19 protein-coding genes are annotated in these 20,891 nt (G+C 39.4%); 13 read left to right on the top strand and 6 right to left on the bottom strand.

Annotation, left to right across the window (positions count from 1 at the left end; translation table 11 throughout):
* The first annotated feature begins 20 nt into the window (after positions 1–20).
* From ACT3SX_RS01800 to lpxC, 5 genes are all read left to right on the top strand, one after another.
* Entirely contained in the window at positions 21–947 is a 927-nt protein-coding gene (locus tag ACT3SX_RS01800; RefSeq protein ID WP_192519567.1) for a D-alanine--D-alanine ligase, read from the top strand.
* Between the two features lie 413 nt (positions 948–1,360).
* Positions 1,361–2,119, top strand: a complete 759-nt coding sequence (locus ACT3SX_RS01795; protein ID WP_192992061.1) for a cell division protein FtsQ/DivIB — start codon at positions 1,361–1,363, stop codon at positions 2,117–2,119.
* A gap of 198 nt (positions 2,120–2,317) precedes the next feature.
* Entirely contained in the window at positions 2,318–3,610 is a 1,293-nt protein-coding gene (ftsA, locus tag ACT3SX_RS01790; protein ID WP_226945089.1) for a cell division protein FtsA, read from the top strand.
* A 248-nt stretch (positions 3,611–3,858) separates the two neighbouring features.
* Positions 3,859–5,058, top strand: coding sequence for a cell division protein FtsZ (ftsZ, locus tag ACT3SX_RS01785; protein WP_192992063.1), 1,200 nt, complete (start codon positions 3,859–3,861; stop codon positions 5,056–5,058).
* Positions 5,059–5,533: 475 nt separating this feature from the next.
* Positions 5,534–6,451, top strand: a complete 918-nt coding sequence (lpxC, locus tag ACT3SX_RS01780; protein WP_192992064.1) for a UDP-3-O-acyl-N-acetylglucosamine deacetylase — start codon at positions 5,534–5,536, stop codon at positions 6,449–6,451.
* Between the two features lie 299 nt (positions 6,452–6,750).
* On the opposite strand, the gene ACT3SX_RS01775 is transcribed toward lpxC, so the two are convergent.
* Positions 6,751–7,266 carry a hypothetical protein gene (locus tag ACT3SX_RS01775; protein WP_192519562.1) on the bottom strand — a complete coding sequence of 172 codons (516 nt, stop codon included), beginning with the start codon at positions 7,264–7,266 and terminating at the stop codon, positions 6,751–6,753.
* A 250-nt stretch (positions 7,267–7,516) separates the two neighbouring features.
* On the opposite strand from ACT3SX_RS01775, the gene ACT3SX_RS01770 reads away from it, so the two are divergent.
* Entirely contained in the window at positions 7,517–8,242 is a 726-nt protein-coding gene (locus ACT3SX_RS01770; protein ID WP_192519563.1) for a CHAP domain-containing protein, read from the top strand.
* A 229-nt stretch (positions 8,243–8,471) separates the two neighbouring features.
* Here the strand turns inward: ACT3SX_RS01770 and ACT3SX_RS01765 are convergent, their stop codons facing one another.
* Together ACT3SX_RS01765 and ACT3SX_RS01760 are read right to left on the bottom strand one after the other, a co-directional pair.
* Positions 8,472–9,194: a hypothetical protein gene (locus tag ACT3SX_RS01765; protein WP_192992065.1), complete on the bottom strand. Its 723-nt coding sequence runs from the start codon at positions 9,192–9,194 to the stop codon at positions 8,472–8,474.
* 242 nt (positions 9,195–9,436) lie between these two features.
* Positions 9,437–9,745 (bottom strand): YhbY family RNA-binding protein, encoded by a 309-nt coding sequence (locus tag ACT3SX_RS01760; RefSeq protein ID WP_192519565.1) that lies wholly within the window; start codon positions 9,743–9,745, stop codon positions 9,437–9,439.
* A 345-nt stretch (positions 9,746–10,090) separates the two neighbouring features.
* Between ACT3SX_RS01760 and ACT3SX_RS01755 the strand changes: the two genes are divergently transcribed.
* The 7 genes from ACT3SX_RS01755 (at position 10,091) to ACT3SX_RS01725 (ending at position 17,562) form a co-directional block, all read left to right on the top strand.
* Positions 10,091–10,723 (top strand): RlmE family RNA methyltransferase, encoded by a 633-nt coding sequence (locus tag ACT3SX_RS01755; RefSeq protein WP_192519568.1) that lies wholly within the window; start codon positions 10,091–10,093, stop codon positions 10,721–10,723.
* Between the two features lie 389 nt (positions 10,724–11,112).
* Positions 11,113–13,008 (top strand): ATP-dependent zinc metalloprotease FtsH, encoded by a 1,896-nt coding sequence (ftsH, locus tag ACT3SX_RS01750; RefSeq protein WP_319020966.1) that lies wholly within the window; start codon positions 11,113–11,115, stop codon positions 13,006–13,008.
* A 178-nt stretch (positions 13,009–13,186) separates the two neighbouring features.
* Positions 13,187–14,080, top strand: a complete 894-nt coding sequence (folP, locus tag ACT3SX_RS01745) for a dihydropteroate synthase (protein ID WP_192519566.1) — start codon at positions 13,187–13,189, stop codon at positions 14,078–14,080.
* A gap of 58 nt (positions 14,081–14,138) precedes the next feature.
* On the top strand, positions 14,139–14,414 hold the full coding sequence (locus ACT3SX_RS01740) for an FAD assembly factor SdhE (RefSeq protein ID WP_192519764.1): 276 nt from the start codon (positions 14,139–14,141) through the stop codon (positions 14,412–14,414).
* Between the two features lie 66 nt (positions 14,415–14,480).
* On the top strand, positions 14,481–14,936 hold the full coding sequence (locus tag ACT3SX_RS01735; protein ID WP_192519763.1) for a protein YgfX: 456 nt from the start codon (positions 14,481–14,483) through the stop codon (positions 14,934–14,936).
* A 130-nt stretch (positions 14,937–15,066) separates the two neighbouring features.
* Positions 15,067–15,768 carry a YidB family protein gene (locus tag ACT3SX_RS01730; RefSeq protein WP_192519762.1) on the top strand — a complete coding sequence of 234 codons (702 nt, stop codon included), beginning with the start codon at positions 15,067–15,069 and terminating at the stop codon, positions 15,766–15,768.
* A 336-nt stretch (positions 15,769–16,104) separates the two neighbouring features.
* Positions 16,105–17,562, top strand: coding sequence for an anion permease (locus ACT3SX_RS01725; RefSeq protein ID WP_192992066.1), 1,458 nt, complete (start codon positions 16,105–16,107; stop codon positions 17,560–17,562).
* A 34-nt stretch (positions 17,563–17,596) separates the two neighbouring features.
* Here ACT3SX_RS01725 and ACT3SX_RS01720 read toward each other — a convergent pair whose 3' ends face one another.
* From ACT3SX_RS01720 to ACT3SX_RS01710, 3 genes are all read right to left on the bottom strand, one after another.
* Positions 17,597–18,733 carry a regulatory protein RecX gene (locus tag ACT3SX_RS01720; protein WP_192992067.1) on the bottom strand — a complete coding sequence of 379 codons (1,137 nt, stop codon included), beginning with the start codon at positions 18,731–18,733 and terminating at the stop codon, positions 17,597–17,599.
* A 40-nt stretch (positions 18,734–18,773) separates the two neighbouring features.
* Positions 18,774–19,832, bottom strand: a complete 1,059-nt coding sequence (gene recA / locus ACT3SX_RS01715) for a recombinase RecA (protein WP_192519759.1) — start codon at positions 19,830–19,832, stop codon at positions 18,774–18,776.
* Between the two features lie 868 nt (positions 19,833–20,700).
* A partial coding sequence (locus ACT3SX_RS01710; protein WP_444518943.1) for a hypothetical protein occupies positions 20,701–20,891 on the bottom strand: 191 nt, incomplete at its 5' end.

The following is a 20,891-nucleotide window of genomic DNA, read 5'->3' as shown; positions in this document are numbered from 1 at the left end:
ATGCAGGGGTTTCAAACAATATGAACAGTAATGTAAAAGATGCTAGTCAGTTTGGTAAAGTTGCAGTCGTCTACGGTGGCAGTAGTAATGAGCGTATTATTTCTTTAGACAGTGGTGCAGCGGTATTGCAAGCATTGCAGAACCAAGGAGTTGATGCCACGCATTTTGATCCTAAGCACCAAGACATCACTGAGTTACGTGCGTATGATCGCGTGTTCAACGTTTTGCATGGTCGCGGTGGCGAAGATGGTTTGTTGCAAGGCGTGTTGCAATGGTTTGATATTCCACAAACTGGTTCAGGAATCTTGGCATCAGCACTAGGTATGGACAAAGTACGCACCAAGCAGTTGTGGCAAGGTTGTGGTTTGGCGACAGCGCCCTTTTCATTACTGACCGCAGATACTGACTGGCAGCAAGTGGTCAACATGCTAGGACTACCATTGATTATCAAACCCGTTCACGAAGGCTCAAGCATTGGTATGACGAAAGTCAATAATCTTGATGAGCTTCCTGCTGCTTATGCAACTGCTGTGCAGTGCGGTGATGCGGTAATGGCTGAGCGTTGGATCACTGGGCGCGAGTTTACAATTGTCATCATCGATGATGAGGCGTATCCCGTTATTCGTCTAGAGCCCGCTGATATTACGAATTTTTATGACTTTGAAGCCAAATATAACCGTAATGATACGAGCTATTATATTCCTTGCGGGTTGAGCGCTACCGATGAAAAACATTTACAGGATTTGAGTCTAGCAGCATTTAGGGCTGTTGAAGCAAAAGGATGGGGTCGTATCGATGCTATGCAAGATGCTGCAGGAAATTTTTGGTTACTGGAAATCAATACTGTACCAGGTATGACTAGTCACAGCTTGGTTCCGATGGCCGCTAAGGCTCGAGGTATGGACTTTGATACTCTATGCTGGCATATTTTGGCGCAAACGTTATAGTGAAGTTTTTACTACTGGTACATATATTGATTTGAACAAGTCTAAAGCCTATTTCTATGTTAAAAATAGGGATACGCATACGTTAATGTATCGCTAGAACTGCTATACCACAGCTTCATGTAAACTTGTGTAAATTCGTTGTTACCAGTAAGCGTTAGGCTATTGTTTGATCATAAAATACGTTAATATTGTATGTTATAGGCCACTATGGGCAATGTTTATGTTATTTTGTGAATATAAGCCGTAAGTTAAGAAAAATGTTACGTTTAAATGTGTTTAATAGCATCATATAAATTGTTTTAGTCAAAGACTTTGATAATATATCGACTCAATAGGCTTCTGCGCACTATAGGCATACTCAAATTAATAATTAGCATGATCATTATTATGCAAATATAGGGGTAAAGGTCGTTATGGCTCAAACTGTCAACAAGGTAACTGACTTGATGAGTGATAAAACCCGTCGCCCACAAAACAAGCTTCAAGTACCAAACACGGTCAGATATTTTTTTATGGCCATGGTACTAGGATTGCTAGTCCTAATATTGATTATGGGTGGGAAAGCATTACGTGATGCGCCGCCAGCTGCTATTCATGTCAATCATGAAGGTTTGACAGACGTTCAATATCGCTCATTGCAACAAATAATGGATCAGCAAGAGGTGAGTAGTTTTTTTACCTCTGATCTGCAGGCACTGAGAGATATATCCATTGGTCTGGCTTGGGTTGACCAAGTAAGCGTTTCTCGTGATTGGCAGCGTGGTATTGTTGTGACTGCATTACCGAAACAAGCAGTGGCTAATTTTGGTACAGAGCGTTTGGTTGATGCAAAAGGTGCTGTATTCGTTCCTGCAGATAGCAGAGACTTGAGGCAAGAAAAATTTGCTACTTTGCAAGGTGAAATACGTCAAGCACCAGTTATTATGCAGCAAATGCAGCAAGTCAATGATTGGTATTCGCCACTTGGTATGCAAGTCGAAGATATTATTTTGTCACCAAGAATGACATGGTTGATTCGTTTTGATAGTGGGCTACGTATTATTGTAGATAATGAAAATACCGCACAAAAACTATTAAATTTGAGTCAGTTGCTTAGTAACCAACTAAGCGAGCGTCAAGATGAGATTCAATCGGTAGATTTGCGTTATAAAAATGGTTTTACTATTTCTTAAAAAATAGTAGCGCTATAGATATATGAAAGAGTATAGATAGTAGAAAATAAAGAACGATGAAACTTTTTAGTTTTAGCAGTTTCGATAGTATTTAGCACTGAATACACTACATTATAGTGTATTGATAGCGCTTTTTTAAATGATCTAATGGAGACGTCATTTGGTCTCCTGTTTAGCGATAATAATTTGTCTGGTACCATGAAAAATACTGAAAATCTGGTTGTTGTCCATCTAAGTGCCACGGCAGTCTATGTCGTTATCGGTAGCGTTGTCTCTGCAAAAGACATCCGCATTTTGGGCGTGGGACAAGTTAAAAATAGTGATTTTTATCAAGGTCAAATAAAGCATCGAGAACGTTTGCAGGGAGCTATTAAGCAAGCTATTCAAGAAGCAGAAGATACAGCCAATTGCCGTGTACATAGTGTGTGGCTGACATTGGCAACACCTGAGTTATTTAGTAAAAATAGTGCAGGTGAAGTGCAAGTAGAGGATGACGTAGTACGTGCTAAAGATATGGTACAAGCTTTGTCAAACGCTAAGTCACGAGATCTACCATCAGACTATTACTTGATGCATTGTTGTCAGCAAGGTATTTATGTTAACGATCAAGATTTTATAGTTGATGATGCTATTGAGACAATGGCACATAATATTACTGTGATGTATCACATGATGATGATGCCAGTATCTAGTCGCCAAAATATTCAGAAGTTACTGCAAAGTTGTGACGTTGGTATTGATCATATCGTTTTTGATGCTGTGACCAGTGCTGAATATAGCCTAATGAGCGATGAGCGCCAACAGGGTGTGTGTTTGGTAGATATTGGTGCGAGCACCACCAGCATTTGTGTTTATAAAGAAAATAAACTGATATTTACCCATTGTATTGCGACTGGTAGCCATGAAGTTACTATGGATATTTCTGCTGACTTTGGTATCTCAATGATTGAAGCTGAAAAGCTCAAAAAGACTCATGGTACTGCTGATGTACATAGTGTTGATCCCAGCTCATTCTTTCTCTTTAAACCACAAGGGTCAGGTGACGAGATCAATATCAATATTTATAATTTAGCTCGTATTATTGAGGCTCGCTATATCCAAATATTTACGGAAGTTGCTCGTCAGCTACATGAGGCCGACTTAATTGGCTATATTGATAAAGGTATCGTTCTTACTGGTGGCGGTAGCGTGATCAAAGGTATGATACCTTTTGCTAAGAAACTACTCAAAATGCCAGTCGTGTTGACCAATACGCATCCTGCAATTAGTGCGTATAACCAGTTTGATAATGATGAATCATTCAAGCAGTTGAATATTCAGGTTAACGATCGTACTTATCAAACGGCATTTGGTACACTACTATATAGTCAAAGCGAGCAGTTCCGTCGTAGTGAAAAAAGCGAACCTGAAGCCCTTCAGGAAAATAGAGTCACGAGTATTTTTCAAAGTGCGGGGCAACGTTTTGCGAGTGTACTAAAAAAAATACTATAGTGTTTCTTGATAAAATGCCAAGAAAGCTAGCACTTTGTAGAATAGACTTAAATTATTTAAGCAAAAAATGAAGTAATATAAAAAGTAATGATTTGTGTAATGATGACCTATTGTCATCTACGCTAAAATATTAAGCCATAGCCCTATTTTATTTAAATACATTTATATATAGTATGTCGATAGTGCGCCATATGAGTGCGTTACCACGTATTAATCATCACGCTATCTGCAACTGGAGAATCTTTTTTATGTCAAAATACACCATGCCAGATGATAACCAGCTTCAAAATAACGGCCAAGCGAGCTTCACTGTATTCGGTGTTGGCGGCGGTGGCGGTAATGCAGTTGAACATATGGTACAACAAGGAATTAGAGGTGTAACGTTTGTTTGTGCCAATACGGACAAACAAGCACTTGATCGTCTAACTGCGCCGCATAAACTACAGCTGGGTGCAAAAACCAACCGTGGTCTAGGTGCAGGTGCAAACCCAGAAGTTGGTCGTGAAGCGGCAGAAAGCGAAGAAGAATCTATCCGTGCATTACTCGAACATTCAGATATGGTGTTTATTACGGCTGGTATGGGTGGCGGTACAGGTACAGGTGCAGCACCAGTGGTTGCTCGTATTGCTAAGGAAATGGAAGTATTGACGGTAGCGGTTGTGACCACACCATTTAAATTTGAAGGCGGTAAGCGTATCAAGGCGGCGAAAGCCGGTATCGAGCAGCTAACTAACTTCGTTGACTCTATCATTACTATTCCAAATGATAAATTAATGAGTGTGTACGGCAATATTTCTATGCAAGACGCGTTTAAAAAAGCGGATGATGTACTACTGCATGCGGTGCAAGGTATTGCTGAAACCATCGCTAGCGAAGGTATGATTAATATCGATTTCAACGATATTCGTACTGCGATGACTGCTAAAGGTCATGCAATGATGGGTATTGGCCGTGCAAGTGGGGACGATCGTGCACGTCAAGCGACGGAAAAAGCCATCAGATCACCATTACTTGATGATTTGCGTTTAGAGAATGCTAAGGGTCTATTGGTTAACGTTATTTCTTCTGAGTCGTTATCGCTAGATGAAATGAGCAAAATCAGCATAATAGTGGAAGAGATTACTGATATTGATGATGCTCATATTTTTTATGGTTCAGTCATTGATGAAAAAATGGGTGATGATTTACATGTGACTGTTATTGCAACAGGTTTGACTTTAGATGAAAACGCCGGTAAGGATCCTGAAGTAGCGGAACAAGTTGTACCTTCTGTGAACAGTACTCAGCCAGTTGATCCTAACTTGCATACCAGTGCGCTAAATAGCCAAAAACAGTCTCAAGCTAAGATGTATCAAGATAGTACTGTTCGTTCGAACCCATCACAAGAGCAGCCTAAAACTAAAACCAACAGTATTCAAGATTATCTAAAACGCCAACAAAATAAATAGTATTTTTAGGTATCATGAACTGCAAAAGCCAGCGTTAATCGCTGGCTTTTTTGTGGTTATAGATAAAGTATATCTGTTTGCAAAAGCGTTATTCTATGATCCTTGTAATAGATATAGTCGGTGAACTACTAAGTTGCTAGGGTGTTATACCTTCTTAGATATATTACCTGTACAATCTGTAGTCGATTACCTTGTACCCATTTTAGATTTCTTTGACTATAGAGGTAGCATTTTAAGAACCACTAATTATTAACGAGTAGTAGCATAAGACATATCTCGATAATAAATATCGACTTTAATATGGCTACATACATAGGAATAATTATGTTTTTAGATCATGAAAATAGTTTCAGCTTGGTGTGATAAGTGTTATCAATCAAGGAGATAAGAAAAATAGCAGGTTTTAACTGTGGCGAACTAGTGGTCTGTAATGGTACACTATGGCAATTGTAACAAAATATGTGAGAAGACAGTCATGAACCAAAGAACTATAAAAACTGCGATAGCTGTGACAGGTACAGGTCTTCATAGTGGTCAGCCTGTTGACTTGGAGTTTCATCCACAGCCAGTGAATACTGGTATTGTTTTCGAGCGTTCTGATATCGAAGGCAGTCAAGCTATTCCAGCCAGTGCTTTTTTGGTACAAGATACCATGATGTCCTCTAATCTTGTATTTGGTGGTACACGGGTTGGTACGGTCGAGCATTTGCTGAGTGCGATTGCTGGACTTGGAGTCGATAATCTTTTAATCCGTGTTTCTGCCGCTGAAATACCTATTATGGATGGTAGTGCAGCGCCTTTCGTTGCACTGTTACTTGATGCTGGGTTGTGTGAACAAGAAGCTGCAAAAAAGTTCATTAAGATTGTACGACCAGTACGAGTGAAAGTGGATGATAAATGGGCAGAGTTGCGCCCTTATGAAGGGTTTGAGTTGAATTTTGAAATTGATTTTGATCATCCTGCCATCGATAAAGACTTTCAACATGCACAACTACAGTTTTCTACGCAAAACTTCATTGAGCAATTGAGCTCGGCACGTACTTTTGGTTTTTTACGTGATATTGAAGCACTACGTCAGAATAACTTGGCATTGGGTGGCAGTATGGACAATGCTATTGTTATTGATGAGGCAAACATTCTTAACGAAGAAGGTTTGCGTTTTAATGATGAGTTTGTTCGCCATAAAATTTTAGACGCCTTGGGTGATTTATATTTGATTGGTTATCCAATTATAGGTCGTTTTAACGCTTACAAATCTGGTCATGCGTTAAATAACTTATTGGTGCGAGAGATTTTATCTAACCATGATAACTTTGAAATTGTAACTTTTGATGACAATGTAACCTGTCCTATTGAATATTTACCGATGAAAGGGCTAGTTGTTGAAGCGTGAAGAGGGGAATATACAGGAAGTATCGAAACATTGACGCAATATTACATACGGCGTCTATAATTACATCTTTATAATATTAAAAAATATGAATACACACTCAATATTATTTTGATAGCTTTACTCTAAGCTAGAGTATGCAAAAGCTGTAGATAGTTTTTAAATCATCTGTTGGCTCTATTCATATTATGAATAGAGCCAACAGATGATTTTTTTTATTTGCTCCATTACAAACTTCCATTGTTTTTATTCGATTTTTACATTCTTATTTACATAACTTTACATTAAACAGCCGAGTCTTTTTAATGTTTTGCTAAGCGTAATAGTGCTTTTTTGAGGTTTTCATCAGTGGTGACATGCTCTGCAGCCTGTGATATAGTCCGTTTTATGTTTTGGCTAAGCACCTGATTTTCATTAGCTTTATCAGCCTTAGAAAATTCTGTTGAGAGTGTTGATGCTTGCTTAGATGAGTGATTATTATTCGATTTACTAACGACTACGACGCGGATTTTTTTGAGTTGTTTAAATGTAATTGATTGCTCTGTTAGTACTTGCAAATAAGCATTTTGTAGATAACGGATGTGATTCGCAGCAGTTATTGAGCCAACACTGAGTATTAACTGTTCAGAAGTGAAACCTACGACCCAACAGGTATTGAGGATTTCCTCAGGTAGACAGTCTACCAATAGCTCTTTTACCTCATTGGTCGTTTGTATATATAGACGCATATTATCAGCAAGTGTTTGAGGTAGTGCGCTACCAGCAAAAGCTTGGTGATCGATAAGCTGGGCAAGCCGATTAGGTTGTTTTTTTGACATCGTAATGACTCATCTAATAGGTGACAAAATCGATACTCATAACAGATATGCTAAAGAGATATATGTTAAACGATTTGTGTGAGAGCTGACTAGTCAGATATTTATATCTGTATTAGTCATTACAGAAGAAAGAGCGAAATGTTGTAATTAGGATTTTATCATGTTTGTTTAATGATTATATCCTCCTAACTTAATTGATGCTTCGTTATGGATGACGAGCGGTCTGGTATTAACAATAGGTAGTAAATTTATGAAACAAGCTTTATTAATTTTGTCAGTATTGGGAATGGGTATAGCACAGGCAAATGGTGCTGTCGAAACCACCTTTCAGCCAAATAATACCTTGAGTCATAGTAGATCCACTGTTCCTACTGCGAACTACGCTTCTAGTAGCAACATCTATAGCACTAAAAGTGGTGCTCATGTATATAGTAATGATGAGATCAGCCAAGCCATCGATAGTTTAAGCGCACATGCTAAGCAAAAAGAATATCAGCTTGCTTCGTTGACCAGCCGTTTGTCTTATGAGCAGCGTCAGCAGCAAGCAAGTCTTGTTCCTGATCGTTATTCAGCGCCTGCTATTGCAGCAGCAAATGCATCGCGAGCTGCTTTATCTAGAAGTTCTGGTTATTGTGCTCGTTATGTACGTAAAGCACTGCAATCAGCTGGTTATGAATTTACGCCTAATCCTTCAGCCTATCAATACGCCTCTCGTGGCACGCTAGCGCAAGCTGGTTTTACTAAAATTAGTAACGATACGCAACCACAAGTCGGTGATGTGGTTGTTTACGATCGAACCTCAAGACGTCCACATGGTCATATTCAAATATTTGATGGTAATGACTGGGTATCTGACTTCCGTCAAAACAGTATAAGCCCATACAGTGGTCATCATAATTATACGACATGGCGTGATTCAAAATACGTTGATGATGCATCAAATCGTGGTATCTATCTTGCTATGGCTGACAAATAGTTAGTAGTCAGTTAGCTACGCATATGAGTGTATTCAATTGAACACTTTCTCTAGACTCAGTAATGTTGTTTATAACATTACTGAGTTTTTTATTTTGAGTAGCAGGTTTTAATTGAGAGTGTTAGGCTTTTTGTTGCTTGAGTATTGATTAGAAAAGGTGGTTTTAATAACCTAAGATGTGTCCTAGTTGTTACAACCATTATTCGAATGAGAGTACAGCCTAGCCGAGTTAAATTTCACCTTTTGACCAGTAATGGCAATTATGAAAATCAGGCGGTGTCGGATGAGAGACTGCAAAGTATAGAGCAGTTTTATTTAGCCATAAAATAACACAGGGGTGTATGTACTCGATAGGCGTGCCATACATGGCATATTTGTTATTAGATACTTGGGTTATAGGTATATTGAAGCTTTGTTCAAAATCAATAGGTTTGGAGGTTTTCGATGAAGGTTCAGATGTCTTAGTTTGTGTTAGGGTTATGGCTGGTTTGATATAGCCGCTCCAATCAATAGAAGCACGTGTTTTATTGTCTGTTAGCATCAGAGGCGTAGGTGGCAGAATTACGGGCTTGCGGTAGCTTTCAAATTGATAAAGTGCATAACGACCGTCTGGACTGGCATTGATTTCAATATAGGGTGATGTGTTTTTATCTATACGATTATTATTAATTAGATCGCCAGCGATAAAGCACTCAAGGCAAGTCTCCTCCCATAAGTAGTCAGCAAAGCCAACTTGCTCTACCTTCCAGGTTGGCCAGTTGAGTTGGCTTATCAAAGATGGAGTAGGTAAGCTAATTTGATAATTAAACTGTAAACACATTACTGGTTGGTGGATCACTGTAAGGCTAACAGCAATACGAATATTTTTTAGTTCATCTATAGTGCTATTAAGCTGTTTTGCATCAGCTACTATTGTGTCATTTGCTAAGCATAAATGAAAAGTTTGGCTCATAATTTGATAACGTCCAACATTTAAAAATAAGAATCATAAAATATCTTATCTGCTAACTGCTTTCATTTTTATAAAAAATTCTATTTAGGGTAAGCGATAAGTATGAAATAGGATATATATATATAGCATAAAAGCCGCGAGCAAAATTGCATCGCGGCTTTTATGTACTACCTAAATGATTTATCTGTCTTATAAATCATTTAGGATAGTAAAATGCACATTAAGTGGATATAAAAGAAATACTACGCGTGACGTGCGAGGTTAGACAGTTTCGGGTTGGCATTTGGGTTTTGGCGTAATAACAATGCCATACGACCGATAGAGTGAACCAAAGACGCATTCGCTGCTGCTGCAAGTTCAGCTCCCACGATGTCACGCTCTTCTTTTGTTCCTGCTGGCAGCTTTACTTTAATAAGTTCATGATCCGATAAAGCGCGATCGATTTCTTCAGTAATGGTCGGAGTGATACCTTTATTGCCAATCATCACAATTGGTTTGAGTTCGTGACCAATGCCTCTTAGGCGTTTGATTGTAGCATTATCGAGTTGCATAGAGTTCCTAGGTGTTGGTAAAAATAAAAGACAGTGCTATTAAAAGCAGTTGGTGACCATTATAGATAATCTATAGTCAGATTGCATGATATCAGCAGGATTTTGCACGATTTTACGTGATGAAAATGTTAAACTAAATATTTAGTCACATTATAAACGCTACTGTCTTATAAAACAGTGTTTTAACCCATAGAATTTGATCAGTTTGACACTATAAAATAAGTTTATGACCTGATTGATGATTGCTTTAAAATCATTGAGCTCATCTAAAAAATCTATTTGATAAATGAATGGCTATTGAATGAATATGTATTCATGTTTTGTAATGTAATAGGAGCAGGTATTTTGGCCACGCGTATCGAAAATAAAAAGCTGTCAAAGAGTAGCAGCGCTTGGATGAAAGAGCATATTGATGACCATTATGTGCAAAAGGCTCAAAAAGAAGGCTATCGTGCCCGTGCTGCTTATAAATTATTAGAGATCAATGAAAAAACTAACCTGATTAAAAAAGGTATGACAGTCGTAGATTTAGGTAGTGCTCCTGGTAGTTGGTCGCAAGTAGCTGGTCAGTTGGTAGGCGAGCAAGGCATCTTGATTGCTTCTGATATTTTGGCTATGGATACGTTGCCTGATGTTACCTTTATTCAAGGCGACTTTCGTGAAGCAGAGGTGTTTGATAACATCATGGCAGAGGTTGGTGATAGACAAGTTGATGTGGTGTTGTCTGATATGGCACCGAATACAGCCGGTAACAGTGCTATCGATCAACCACGTATGATGTACTTATGTGAATTGGCAGTGGACTTTGCTTTAGCAACCTTACCAGAAGGTGGCGCGCTTATTATGAAAGTGTTTCAAGGTGAAGGAACGCAAGAATTACGCAAGCAGATGCAGCATGATTTTAGTAAAATTCGTAGTATCAAACCAGGCGCTTCACGACCACGATCAAAAGAGATGTTTTGGGTAGCTATTAAGTAGTTTGGACTGCGATGAGTTACTACTATTGCAAATGAGATATTGTGTCACCATAAAATATATCTAATTGATATATTAAACTCATTACAATCGTTGATTGAATAATAGTGAAATCTGCTTGAATTATGCAGGTTAGTACCACATATCATGGTATATTAACTTTGTTTTAGGCAAAGTCGTCTGACAATAAGCGCTTGATAAGCTCATCTATGATAGAGTCATATGTTATTGATATTTATCATATGTTATATCTGTTTTGATAAATAGTTTAATATGCATAAGTTATGGGTCATAAGATTCTAGTGTTGAAAAAGTTATCAAAAATGAGTATTACGTTTATAGACGTCACGTGTTTAATAAACACACCAATAAGTAAGGGATGGGAATAACTAGTGAGCGACATGGTAAAAAATACCTTATTGTGGCTGGTGGTAATCGGCGTTTTAGTACTGGTGTTTAGCGGCTTTGATCAATCATCTGAGCCGGATAGCCTTAACTACTCTGAGTTTGTGACCGCTGTGTCAGAAAACCAAGTAGCCAGTGTTGAAATCGACGGTGAAGAGATCACTGGCGAGAAGAAAAATGGTTCATCTTTTGAGACCATTAGACCTGCTGTGTCAGATGACGAGCTTATGCCATTGCTGCGTGAAAACCAAGTCGAAGTTCAAGGGACTGCACCAAAGCGTCAAAGCGTATTGATGCAACTACTGATCGCCAGTTTCCCGATTCTATTGATCATCGGACTGTTCTTATTCTTCATGCGTAATATGCAAGGTGGTGCTGGCGGCAAAGGTGGCGGCCCAATGAGCTTTGGTAAATCTAAAGCTAAAATGCTGACTGAAGACCAGATTAATGTCGATTTTGAAGATGTAGCTGGTTGTGAAGAAGCCAAAGAAGAAGTGGTAGAGGTCGTTGACTTTTTACGTGATCCAGATAAATTTACCAAACTTGGTGCAACCATTCCACGTGGTATTTTGATGGTAGGCCCACCTGGTACTGGTAAGACACTATTGGCACGAGCCATTGCTGGTGAGGCTAAAGTACCATTTTTCTCAATTTCAGGCTCTGACTTTGTTGAGATGTTTGTTGGTGTTGGTGCATCTCGTGTACGTGACATGTTTGAACAAGCGAAAAAAAGCGCACCATGTATCATTTTTATTGATGAGATTGACGCAGTCGGTCGTCATCGTGGCTCTGGTATGGGTGGCGGTAATGATGAGCGTGAGCAGACGCTGAACCAACTATTGGTTGAGATGGATGGCTTTGAAGGTAATGAAGGCGTTATTGTAATTGCCGCGACTAACCGTGCAGACGTTCTTGATAAAGCATTGCTACGTCCAGGTCGTTTTGATCGTCAGGTACAAGTTGGCTTGCCAGATATCAAAGGCCGTGAGCAAATCTTAAAAGTCCACTTGAGGAAGCTACCAAACACTATTGGTGTGGACGCCAATGCACTTGCTCGTGGCACACCTGGATTCAGTGGTGCACAGCTAGCCAACTTGGTTAACGAAGCAGCACTGTTTGCGGCGCGTCGCAACAAGACTAGTGTCGATATGAATGACTTTGAAGATGCGAAAGACAAGCTTTATATGGGTCCTGAGCGTAAGTCTATGGTTATACGTGAAGAAGAGCGCCGTGCAACAGCTTATCATGAGTCAGGTCATGCCTTAGTCGCTGAGTTGCTACCTGGCACAGATCCGGTACATAAAGTAACGATTATGCCGCGTGGTTTTGCTCTTGGTGTTACTTGGCAGTTGCCTGAGCATGATCAAACTAGCATGTATAAATCTAAGATGTTAAATGATATTGCAATCTTATTCGGTGGTCGTATCGCTGAAGAAGTCTTTATCAATCAGATGTCAACGGGTGCCTCAAACGACTTTGAACGTGCAACCAAAATGGCGCGAGCTATGGTTACCAAATATGGTATGTCTGATGCACTTGGTGTTATGGTGTACGAAGATGAAGATAGTTCACAGGGCTATTTTGGCTCTAGTAATCGTACGATTTCTGAAGCCACACAGCAAAAAGTGGATGAAGAAGTACGTCGTATGCTAGAAGAGCAGTATGATATCGCTCGTGAGCTTATCGAAGGTAACCAAGAGAAAATGCATGCTATGGTTGAGGCATTGATGAAGTGGGAAACGATTGACCGTGATCAGTTGCAAGATATATTAGCAGGTGAAGAGCCACGCCCACCAAGAGTCTATCAGCCCAATGAAGTAAATCTGTCAAAAAATGATGTGAAAACGACAGGCCCAACACCGCCGCCATTACCTGCGATGTAAGTTTACAGACATTGAAGTTAGATTTAATACGTTAATTAAAAAAGCCCTTTTTCATAAAGGGCTTTTTTATTGCTGTCATTTTATTAAGGGTTTAGAACAGTATAAGATTTACTGGTATCATGAGAGTACCTAGTAAGAATTAAAACCACATTACATATTTACTTATGATGGATTATTGATGTCACTATTCCAATCTTTACCCACTTACCAAATATCTAGCCGTGATAAAACTTTAGATTTGTCGCAGCCGCATATTATGGGCATACTCAATGTTACACCAGATTCATTCTCAGATGGAGGACAGTTTACTGCTATAGATAAGGCAGTTGATCATTGTCAGCAAATGATAGCGGAAGGTGCCACTATTATTGATATTGGTGGTGAATCTACTCGTCCAAATGCTGATGTGGTAGCCACTAGTGATGAGATAAAGCGTGTTATACCAGTTGTCAAAGCTATACGAAAAAATTTCGGTCATGATATTTGGCTGTCTATTGATACCAGTAATCCAGCGGTCATGGCAGCTGCATTCGAAGCAGGTGCTGATATCTGGAACGATGTAAGAGCGCTTAAACGTGAGGGTGCCGCCATATTAGCTGCTGAACTTAATATACCAGTTATGCTCATGCACATGCGCGGTGAGCCCACAACAATGAATAGTTTGGCACAGTACAATGATGTGATAAACGATGTCAGTACCGAGTTATTAGCTCGTGTTGATGAAGTAACTAGCATCGGTGTCAAGCGTGACAAACTGGTTATCGACCCAGGTTTTGGTTTTGCTAAAAACTATGAGCATCACTGCGCATTACTAAGTCAATTGAGCCGCTTACAGGCACTTGGTTTACCGATGATGTTTGGTATTTCACGCAAGCGTTTTTTAGCAGAAGTATTAACCAACAGTGGCGTTAAAGCAGTTGCGATGACTCAAGCAGCAGAACGAGATATGATAGGTACAGCAGCTGGCATTTTTGCGTTACAACAAGGTGCCAGTATCATTCGAACCCATAATGTGGCGATGATGCAGCAATCAATTGCGCTCTGGCATCAGCTGTCTGAGTACCAGCGTTAGATGAGCACATCGCTTAAATATAATATAAAAAATAAATTTAATCATTAAAGGTAGCTTTATGACCAATCAGCCAGAACCAACCAATGAACAGCGTCGTATTATTTATCAAGCGCGCCGCGGACTAAAAGAGTTAGATTTTTATATTGACCCTTATGTCAAAGAGTTATACCTAACCGCAGATGCTGCTGAACAAGCTACATTTGCAGAAATGCTGACGCACGAAGACCCTGACTTGTTGGATTATTTTACCAATCAAGATCGTCCAGAAAATGATGACGTATGGGCTTTAGTTAATAAAATAAAGACATGGCGTCATACAAAAAGCTTGGCTTGATACTTGGTCAGGCAGTATGAGTTTTAGATTTGCATAATAGCTTCATATTTGTACTGGTACTTGACTATGACCTCGTTGACATCTCTACGCATTGACACTGCTATTCAGCCTACCAGTTACTTGCGCTTGCTGCTATATATTGGTTTAGCGAGCGTGATGATGATAATTGCATGGTTTGCTACGTTAATGTTGTGGCAGTATGTGCTTATTGTGATAGTCACAGTGATGGTTATTGTTTATCTGATATTATCAAGACCTATGCCGCTGCATATGAGCCAACCGCCGCTTAGTCAGCGTACTGATAAAGGTTGGCAGCTGATGATTCGCACTGCTCATGGTGATGAGCTATGGCAGGCACAATTGGTTACTGTGCATGCTTATCGGTGGGTAATGAGTTTTGAATTCAATATCGTAGAGCCGTATCAGCGTTCTTTATCAGTAACTGTATTTCGCGACCAAGTAAGTGCTGACCAATGGAGAGAGTTGCGTATTTTGGCTAATGTAAGTGTTACTAAAAGATAATAGAGGGCTATTTTCTGAATGTATTTTGCTAATACATGGCGGATTTTTTCAGCTGCGTCTTTCTGAATAAAGTATGAGGACACGCCCAAATTTTTAACAATAAATAATATGAGCAGAACAGGAGTAGTGTATGAGTTTATTAGGTAATTTAGTGAGCCAAGTCGCCCGTAGTGCGATGAATCCAGAAGATAACCAAAGTAATACCGTTAATCATAGTACGGGTTCAAACAATACTGCTGGCTTAGGTGGTGTGTTGGGTAGCGTGTTGGGTGGAATGGCTCAGACTAGTAATAATACACAAAAGCCAAGTAGCCAAGCAGATAATGGTTTTGGTTTAGATGATATCATCGGTGGTCTTGCTGGTGGTCAGAGCGGTAGCGGTGCTAGTGGTTTGGGAGATATCTTAGGAAGCGTGTTAGGTAGCAATCAGCAGCAGCAAGGTAGTATGGGCGGGAAAAGTATGCTGATCGCGGCACTTATGCCTATGGTGCTCAGCTGGATTAAGCGTAATGGCGGTTTGAGTGGTGCATTATCAAAAATCACTGCGATGGGTCACGAAAGCAAAGCGCGTTCTTGGATGAGTAGTCAAGAAACCAACGATAACCTTGATCCTGATGACATCAGTCGTTTATTTGATGAAAATGAAATTCAGAAAGTAGCCGCGCATACAGGTACCAATGATGTAGAGGTGCGCCAAGGTCTTGCAGAGTTGCTCCCTGAGGTTATGAATCAACTAACGCCAAATGGCAACTTGGATAATGAGGGTGAGGCCAACGAAGAGATTGATCAAATTATCAATCAGCTATCTAGTCGGCTGAATGCTTTTAAGTAAATTTTTCAATTGGTTTTTAGAGTAGATGTTTGAAAATAATAGTCTGTTTCAAATACCAATATCATAAGTTAAGACTGCAATAAAAAAGAGTGCCTCATGAGACGCACTCTTTTTTATTACCCATACCTGCAATCTCTTACTGTGTTTATCCAAAACTTTCATTATCTACTCATTTTATAATCTAAAGAGATATGTTAAAAACAGTAATCAATAGAACACTAGACATATATATCTTATAAAATAATTAGTATGAGTACATCACTTTTGCATTTAGCTCTTGTTAGCTAAAGCATGTTTTCCAATAGCTATAATTTAATAGCATAAGGATTTTGACCTATGCCATTTAAGCCTATCCAAGCAGCGATTGCCATTTTAGTTGGTTTGATAATTTGGTTTGTTATTCCGGTACCTACTGGTGTCACACCAGAAGCATGGCATATGTTGGCATTATTTATCGCCACCATCGTCGCTATCATAGGGAAGGTGTTACCTATTGGTGCAATTGCTATTATTGCAGTTACCCTAGTGGCACTCACAGGTGTAACTAGTGATAGCCCAAAACAAGCCATTAGTGATGCGTTATCAAGTTATTCAAGCCCTCTCATTTGGCTGATTGGTATTGCAGTTATGATATCACGTGGTTTGATAAAAACAGGTTTGGGTCGTCGTATTGCTTACTATTTTATCTCTGTTTTTGGTAAAAAAACCATCGGTGTGGCTTATTCTTTAACTGCTGCAGAGCTGATGATAGCGCCAATTACACCTTCTAATACGGCGCGTGGTGGTGGTATTATTCATCCGATTATGAAGTCCATTGCACAAAGCTTTCATTCAACTCCAGAGGAAGGTACACAAAACAAAATTGGTCGCTACTTGGCTATGGTTAATTACCATGCCAATCCAATTACTTCTGGTATGTTTATCACAGCGACTGCGCCCAACCCCTTAGTTGTAGAGTTGGTCAATAAAGCGACAGGTGGTGACATTCAGTTATCGTGGACAACGTGGGCGGTGGCAATGTTTATACCGGGTTTGCTCTGCTTGATAGTTATGCCGTTAGTCATCTATATGATTTGCCCGCCTGAGGTCAAAGCAACACCCGATGCCAAACATTTTGCTAAAGACAATCTAAAAGAAATGGGCAACGTAAGCTCACAAGAGAAAATTATGCTTGGTGTGTTCGCGCTTATGTTGATTTTGTGGGCAAATATTCCGGCATTGATTTTGGGTGACCAGTATAGTGTTAATGCTACTACCACTGCTTTTGTTGGTCTGACGACATTAATATTGACAGGCGTATTGACCTGGGATGATATTTTAAAAGAGAAGTCAGCATGGGACACTATTGTATGGTTCGGTGCCCTGATTATGATGGCGACTTATTTAAATAAACTTGGGTTGATTAGTTGGTTCTCAGGCAATATTGAGTCTCTAATTGGTATAACTGGTTTAGGCTGGATAGGCGCCGTAACAATTTTGACTTTGGTTTATTTGTATATCCATTACTTTTTCGCTAGTACCACTGCGCATATAACTGCGCTATTTGCAGCATTTTATGCCGTAGGTCTGACATTAGGTGCGCCGCCTATGTTATACGCCTTAATCTTAGCTGCGGCAGGCAATATCATGATGACATTGACCCATTATGCAACTGGTACAGCACCCGTTATCTTTAACTCAGGCTATGTGACACTAAAAGAGTGGTGGGGTGTTGGTGCGGTTATGAGTGTGGTGAACTTAGTCATTTGGATAGGTGCTGGTCTAATTTGGTGGAAAGTGCTTGGCTATTATTAATGAGTAACTCAATTAAGATGAGCCATAACACTGATTAAAAGCGCTCATCTAACGTCTCTAACGTATAGTTGAGCGCGGCAAAGCAGATGTCCGTATTAAACCCCCTGTATTGTAAAAACCGTAACTGGCGAGCTTTGTCTTTTTGTTCGAGCGGTACACCATCGCCGTACTTCTTAGTGCGAGCGATGACGGCGAGTTTTAGCCAGTCTACGCCTTCAACAAGATTGTCATCACTATCATCTACAAACTCACTAAACTCATCTGACTCTGCATTTGCCATATCTATTAGCTCATCAATATTGCTGGGCATAGCAATGCTTTTGCGATAAAACTCTTGCTTAATACGACCGCGTCCACGGCCTTTGCGAATATTTTCACGGATTAACATCAATGTTGTTCGATAATCACTTTGGTAGCCTTTTTCTTCAAACTCATCGAGCAACGCATCAATTTTCTCTGGCTCTTGCCCTTTATCAATGAGCTTCTGCTTGAGCTCGGCTTTGCCATACTCACGGCGCGACAAGTAATAAAATGCTAGCCAACGTAACCGGCTTTCGGCTTTAACTTCATCTACTTCTGCTTGACGTTGTTCAGGTGTACGTAGATAGGCTTTGAGTGCAGCGGGCAGGTTGTCGGTCTGTTTATTTGTTTCACCTTGGTGAGAAATAGTACCAGTTTCAGCGCCATCACCATCACTGTTATCACATCCTTCTTCTTCAGTACAAAGAGCACCCTGCTTAACTTCTTCTAGCATCTCTTTAATGCTTTGTGCTTTTGGTTGCTGATAAGCAGGCACGTTGCTAGGTTCAGGGCTAAAGTTAGCCGCTGGATGGAAGCGTTTTTCACGTTTTTTATACTTTTTTGGTTTAGATGTTTTTTGGTTGGCAGAGGAGGGTGAGTCGTTTGATGCTATGTCAGACATATCCTCATTGATAACTGAATCACTATCTTCCAAGTGGTTAGTTGCTGAGAGGTTATGTGTTGATCTATTGGTTTTAGAGCGGTTTTTATCTGAATTTACAAAGCGTTTACCAGTTTTACGGGGCTTTTTTGGCTCATCTCTATGTGACTGCTTAGAAAACTTAGTATGTTTTTTTGGTTTAGTACGAGGGGTACTCGCTGAATCAGAATCTGATTCAGCGAGTATTTCAGCTAAGGTTTTAATTTTCATAATAAATCATGATAATCGATAGAAATTATTGAATATTATATTATTGTGCAGGTTTAGCCTCTGACTTTTCTTTGGCTTCTTCAGCATCTTCATCTTTGGCGTTCTTTTTTGAGCCAAGCTTTTCAGCACGAATCTTATCTTCGATTTCTTGAGCGATTGCCGGGTTTTCTTTTAAGAAAAGTACCGAATTGGCCTTACCTTGACCGATTTTTTCATCACCATAGCTATACCAAGAGCCTGCTTTACCAACTGCGCCAATTTCAACGCCTAAGTCAATGACTTCGGCTAAGTGGTTGGTACCCTCGCCGTAAGTGATTTCAAACTCAGCTTGACGGAAGGGTGGTGCCATTTTGTTTTTGATAACTTTGACACGGGTTTGGTTACCGATAATTTCGTCACCATTTTTAACTGCGCCAATACGGCGAATATCCATACGAACTGATGCATAGAACTTCAGCGCATTACCACCAGTAGTGGTTTCAGGACTACCAAACATAACGCCAATTTTCATGCGGATCTGGTTAATAAAGACGACCATACAGTTAGAGCGTTTAGCGTTACCAGTGATTTTACGTAGTGCTTGGCTCATTAGGCGCGCTTGCAAGCCCATATGTGAGTCACCCATCTCGCCTTCGATCTCAGCACGAGGGGTCAATGCTGCCACCGAGTCAATAACGATCATATCGATAGCACCAGAGCGTACTAGCATATCGGTAATTTCAAGGGCTTGTTCGCCGTTGTCAGGCTGCGACAGTAGTAGCTCATCCGTGTTCACGCCAAGTTTGCGTGCATAGACAGGGTCTAGTGCATGCTCAGCATCGATAAAGGCACAGGTACCCCCTTGCTTTTGGCATTCTGCAATAGCTTGTAGAGTCATGGTCGTCTTACCTGAGCTTTCTGGGCCATAGATTTCAATAATACGCCCTTTTGGTAAGCCACCAATGCCAAGGGCGATGTCCAACCCAAGTGATCCTGTAGAAACTGCATCTACATCCATAGCGACTGAGTCATCGCCTAAATGCATAATCGTATTTTTGCCAAACTGCTTTTCAATTTGACCTAATGCTGCTTTGAGTGCCTTGGCTTTATTGTCGTCCATACTAGATTCCTTGTGTTCAATCATAAAGTAAAAGTTATCAATTGTAGTGTTGCACATCACATATTCGTATTATAAAAATAATGATTTATTCGTGCTGAATATTGCTTAAGTCGAATGCCGAATAAGTAGTATGAAACGTTAATAGCAAGCAACGTTCATCGCCTAGCTAAGACAAACAAGTTATACATACGACTTTGTATAAAGTTATATCAGTCTACTATACAGTAAAATTAAATAGCGAGATAAGTAAAAATAAGTTCATAAATAAGCCTGCTAACGTAAATTTCTCGCTAGATTTTATAGATTCATGACAAAATACTCTTTAACTCACTATTCATAAGATGAAATAATTATAACAAATCAAAGTGAGTATTTAGAGGGTGAAATAACGATAGGCGACACTAGGTGTCGTATCGTATATCGGTCATGATTCGTATAGATAAATTATGAAATCAACCATAATTTCGAACTATATAATGGCAGGGTTTGTCAATAGATTTAGAAGTTGTTCACAGCGAAAAAATTCTTGATATTCATTGATTGTGAAACATTGATGACAATAAAATTATTTTTTTTAAAATATTAAAATTTTTTTTAATGATTGTATGTTGTGTATAAGTAATTGATTTATATCAATATTTTAATTGTATAAAAAATGAACGATTTTACCTTATCCTTTAAGTTATCTAGGGGATTTCTTGTCAAGTAGCTACTTATACACAGGGTTATCCACAGGTTATGGGGAGAACTCACCAAGCCCTTATAGCATCGATGTTTGCGTGGATTATGAGTAGGGTGCAGCAAGGTGATAATGTCATTTTTTCATGTGCATGGATAGATATTCTTTAATAAACCATATCATAATTAACTATGTTTCACGTACTAATATTTTATAATTTTTTTTCAAAGAAATGATAAAGGCTTTTAAAATAAGGCTTAACGCTGAGGATTTATCACATTTGACTTTGTTAAGTAGTAAATAGTGAGTTATAAATCTAAAAAAGCGGCTAAATATATTAGCCGCTTCTTTAGATATTATTAAAAGTATGCGATTGATAT

The organism is Psychrobacter sp. AOP31-B2-9 (assembly GCF_052378005.1).
GTDB lineage: Bacteria > Pseudomonadota > Gammaproteobacteria > Pseudomonadales > Moraxellaceae > Psychrobacter.
Note: the sequence above shows the minus strand (reverse complement) of the source record. Positions and strands in the feature narration are given on the sequence as shown.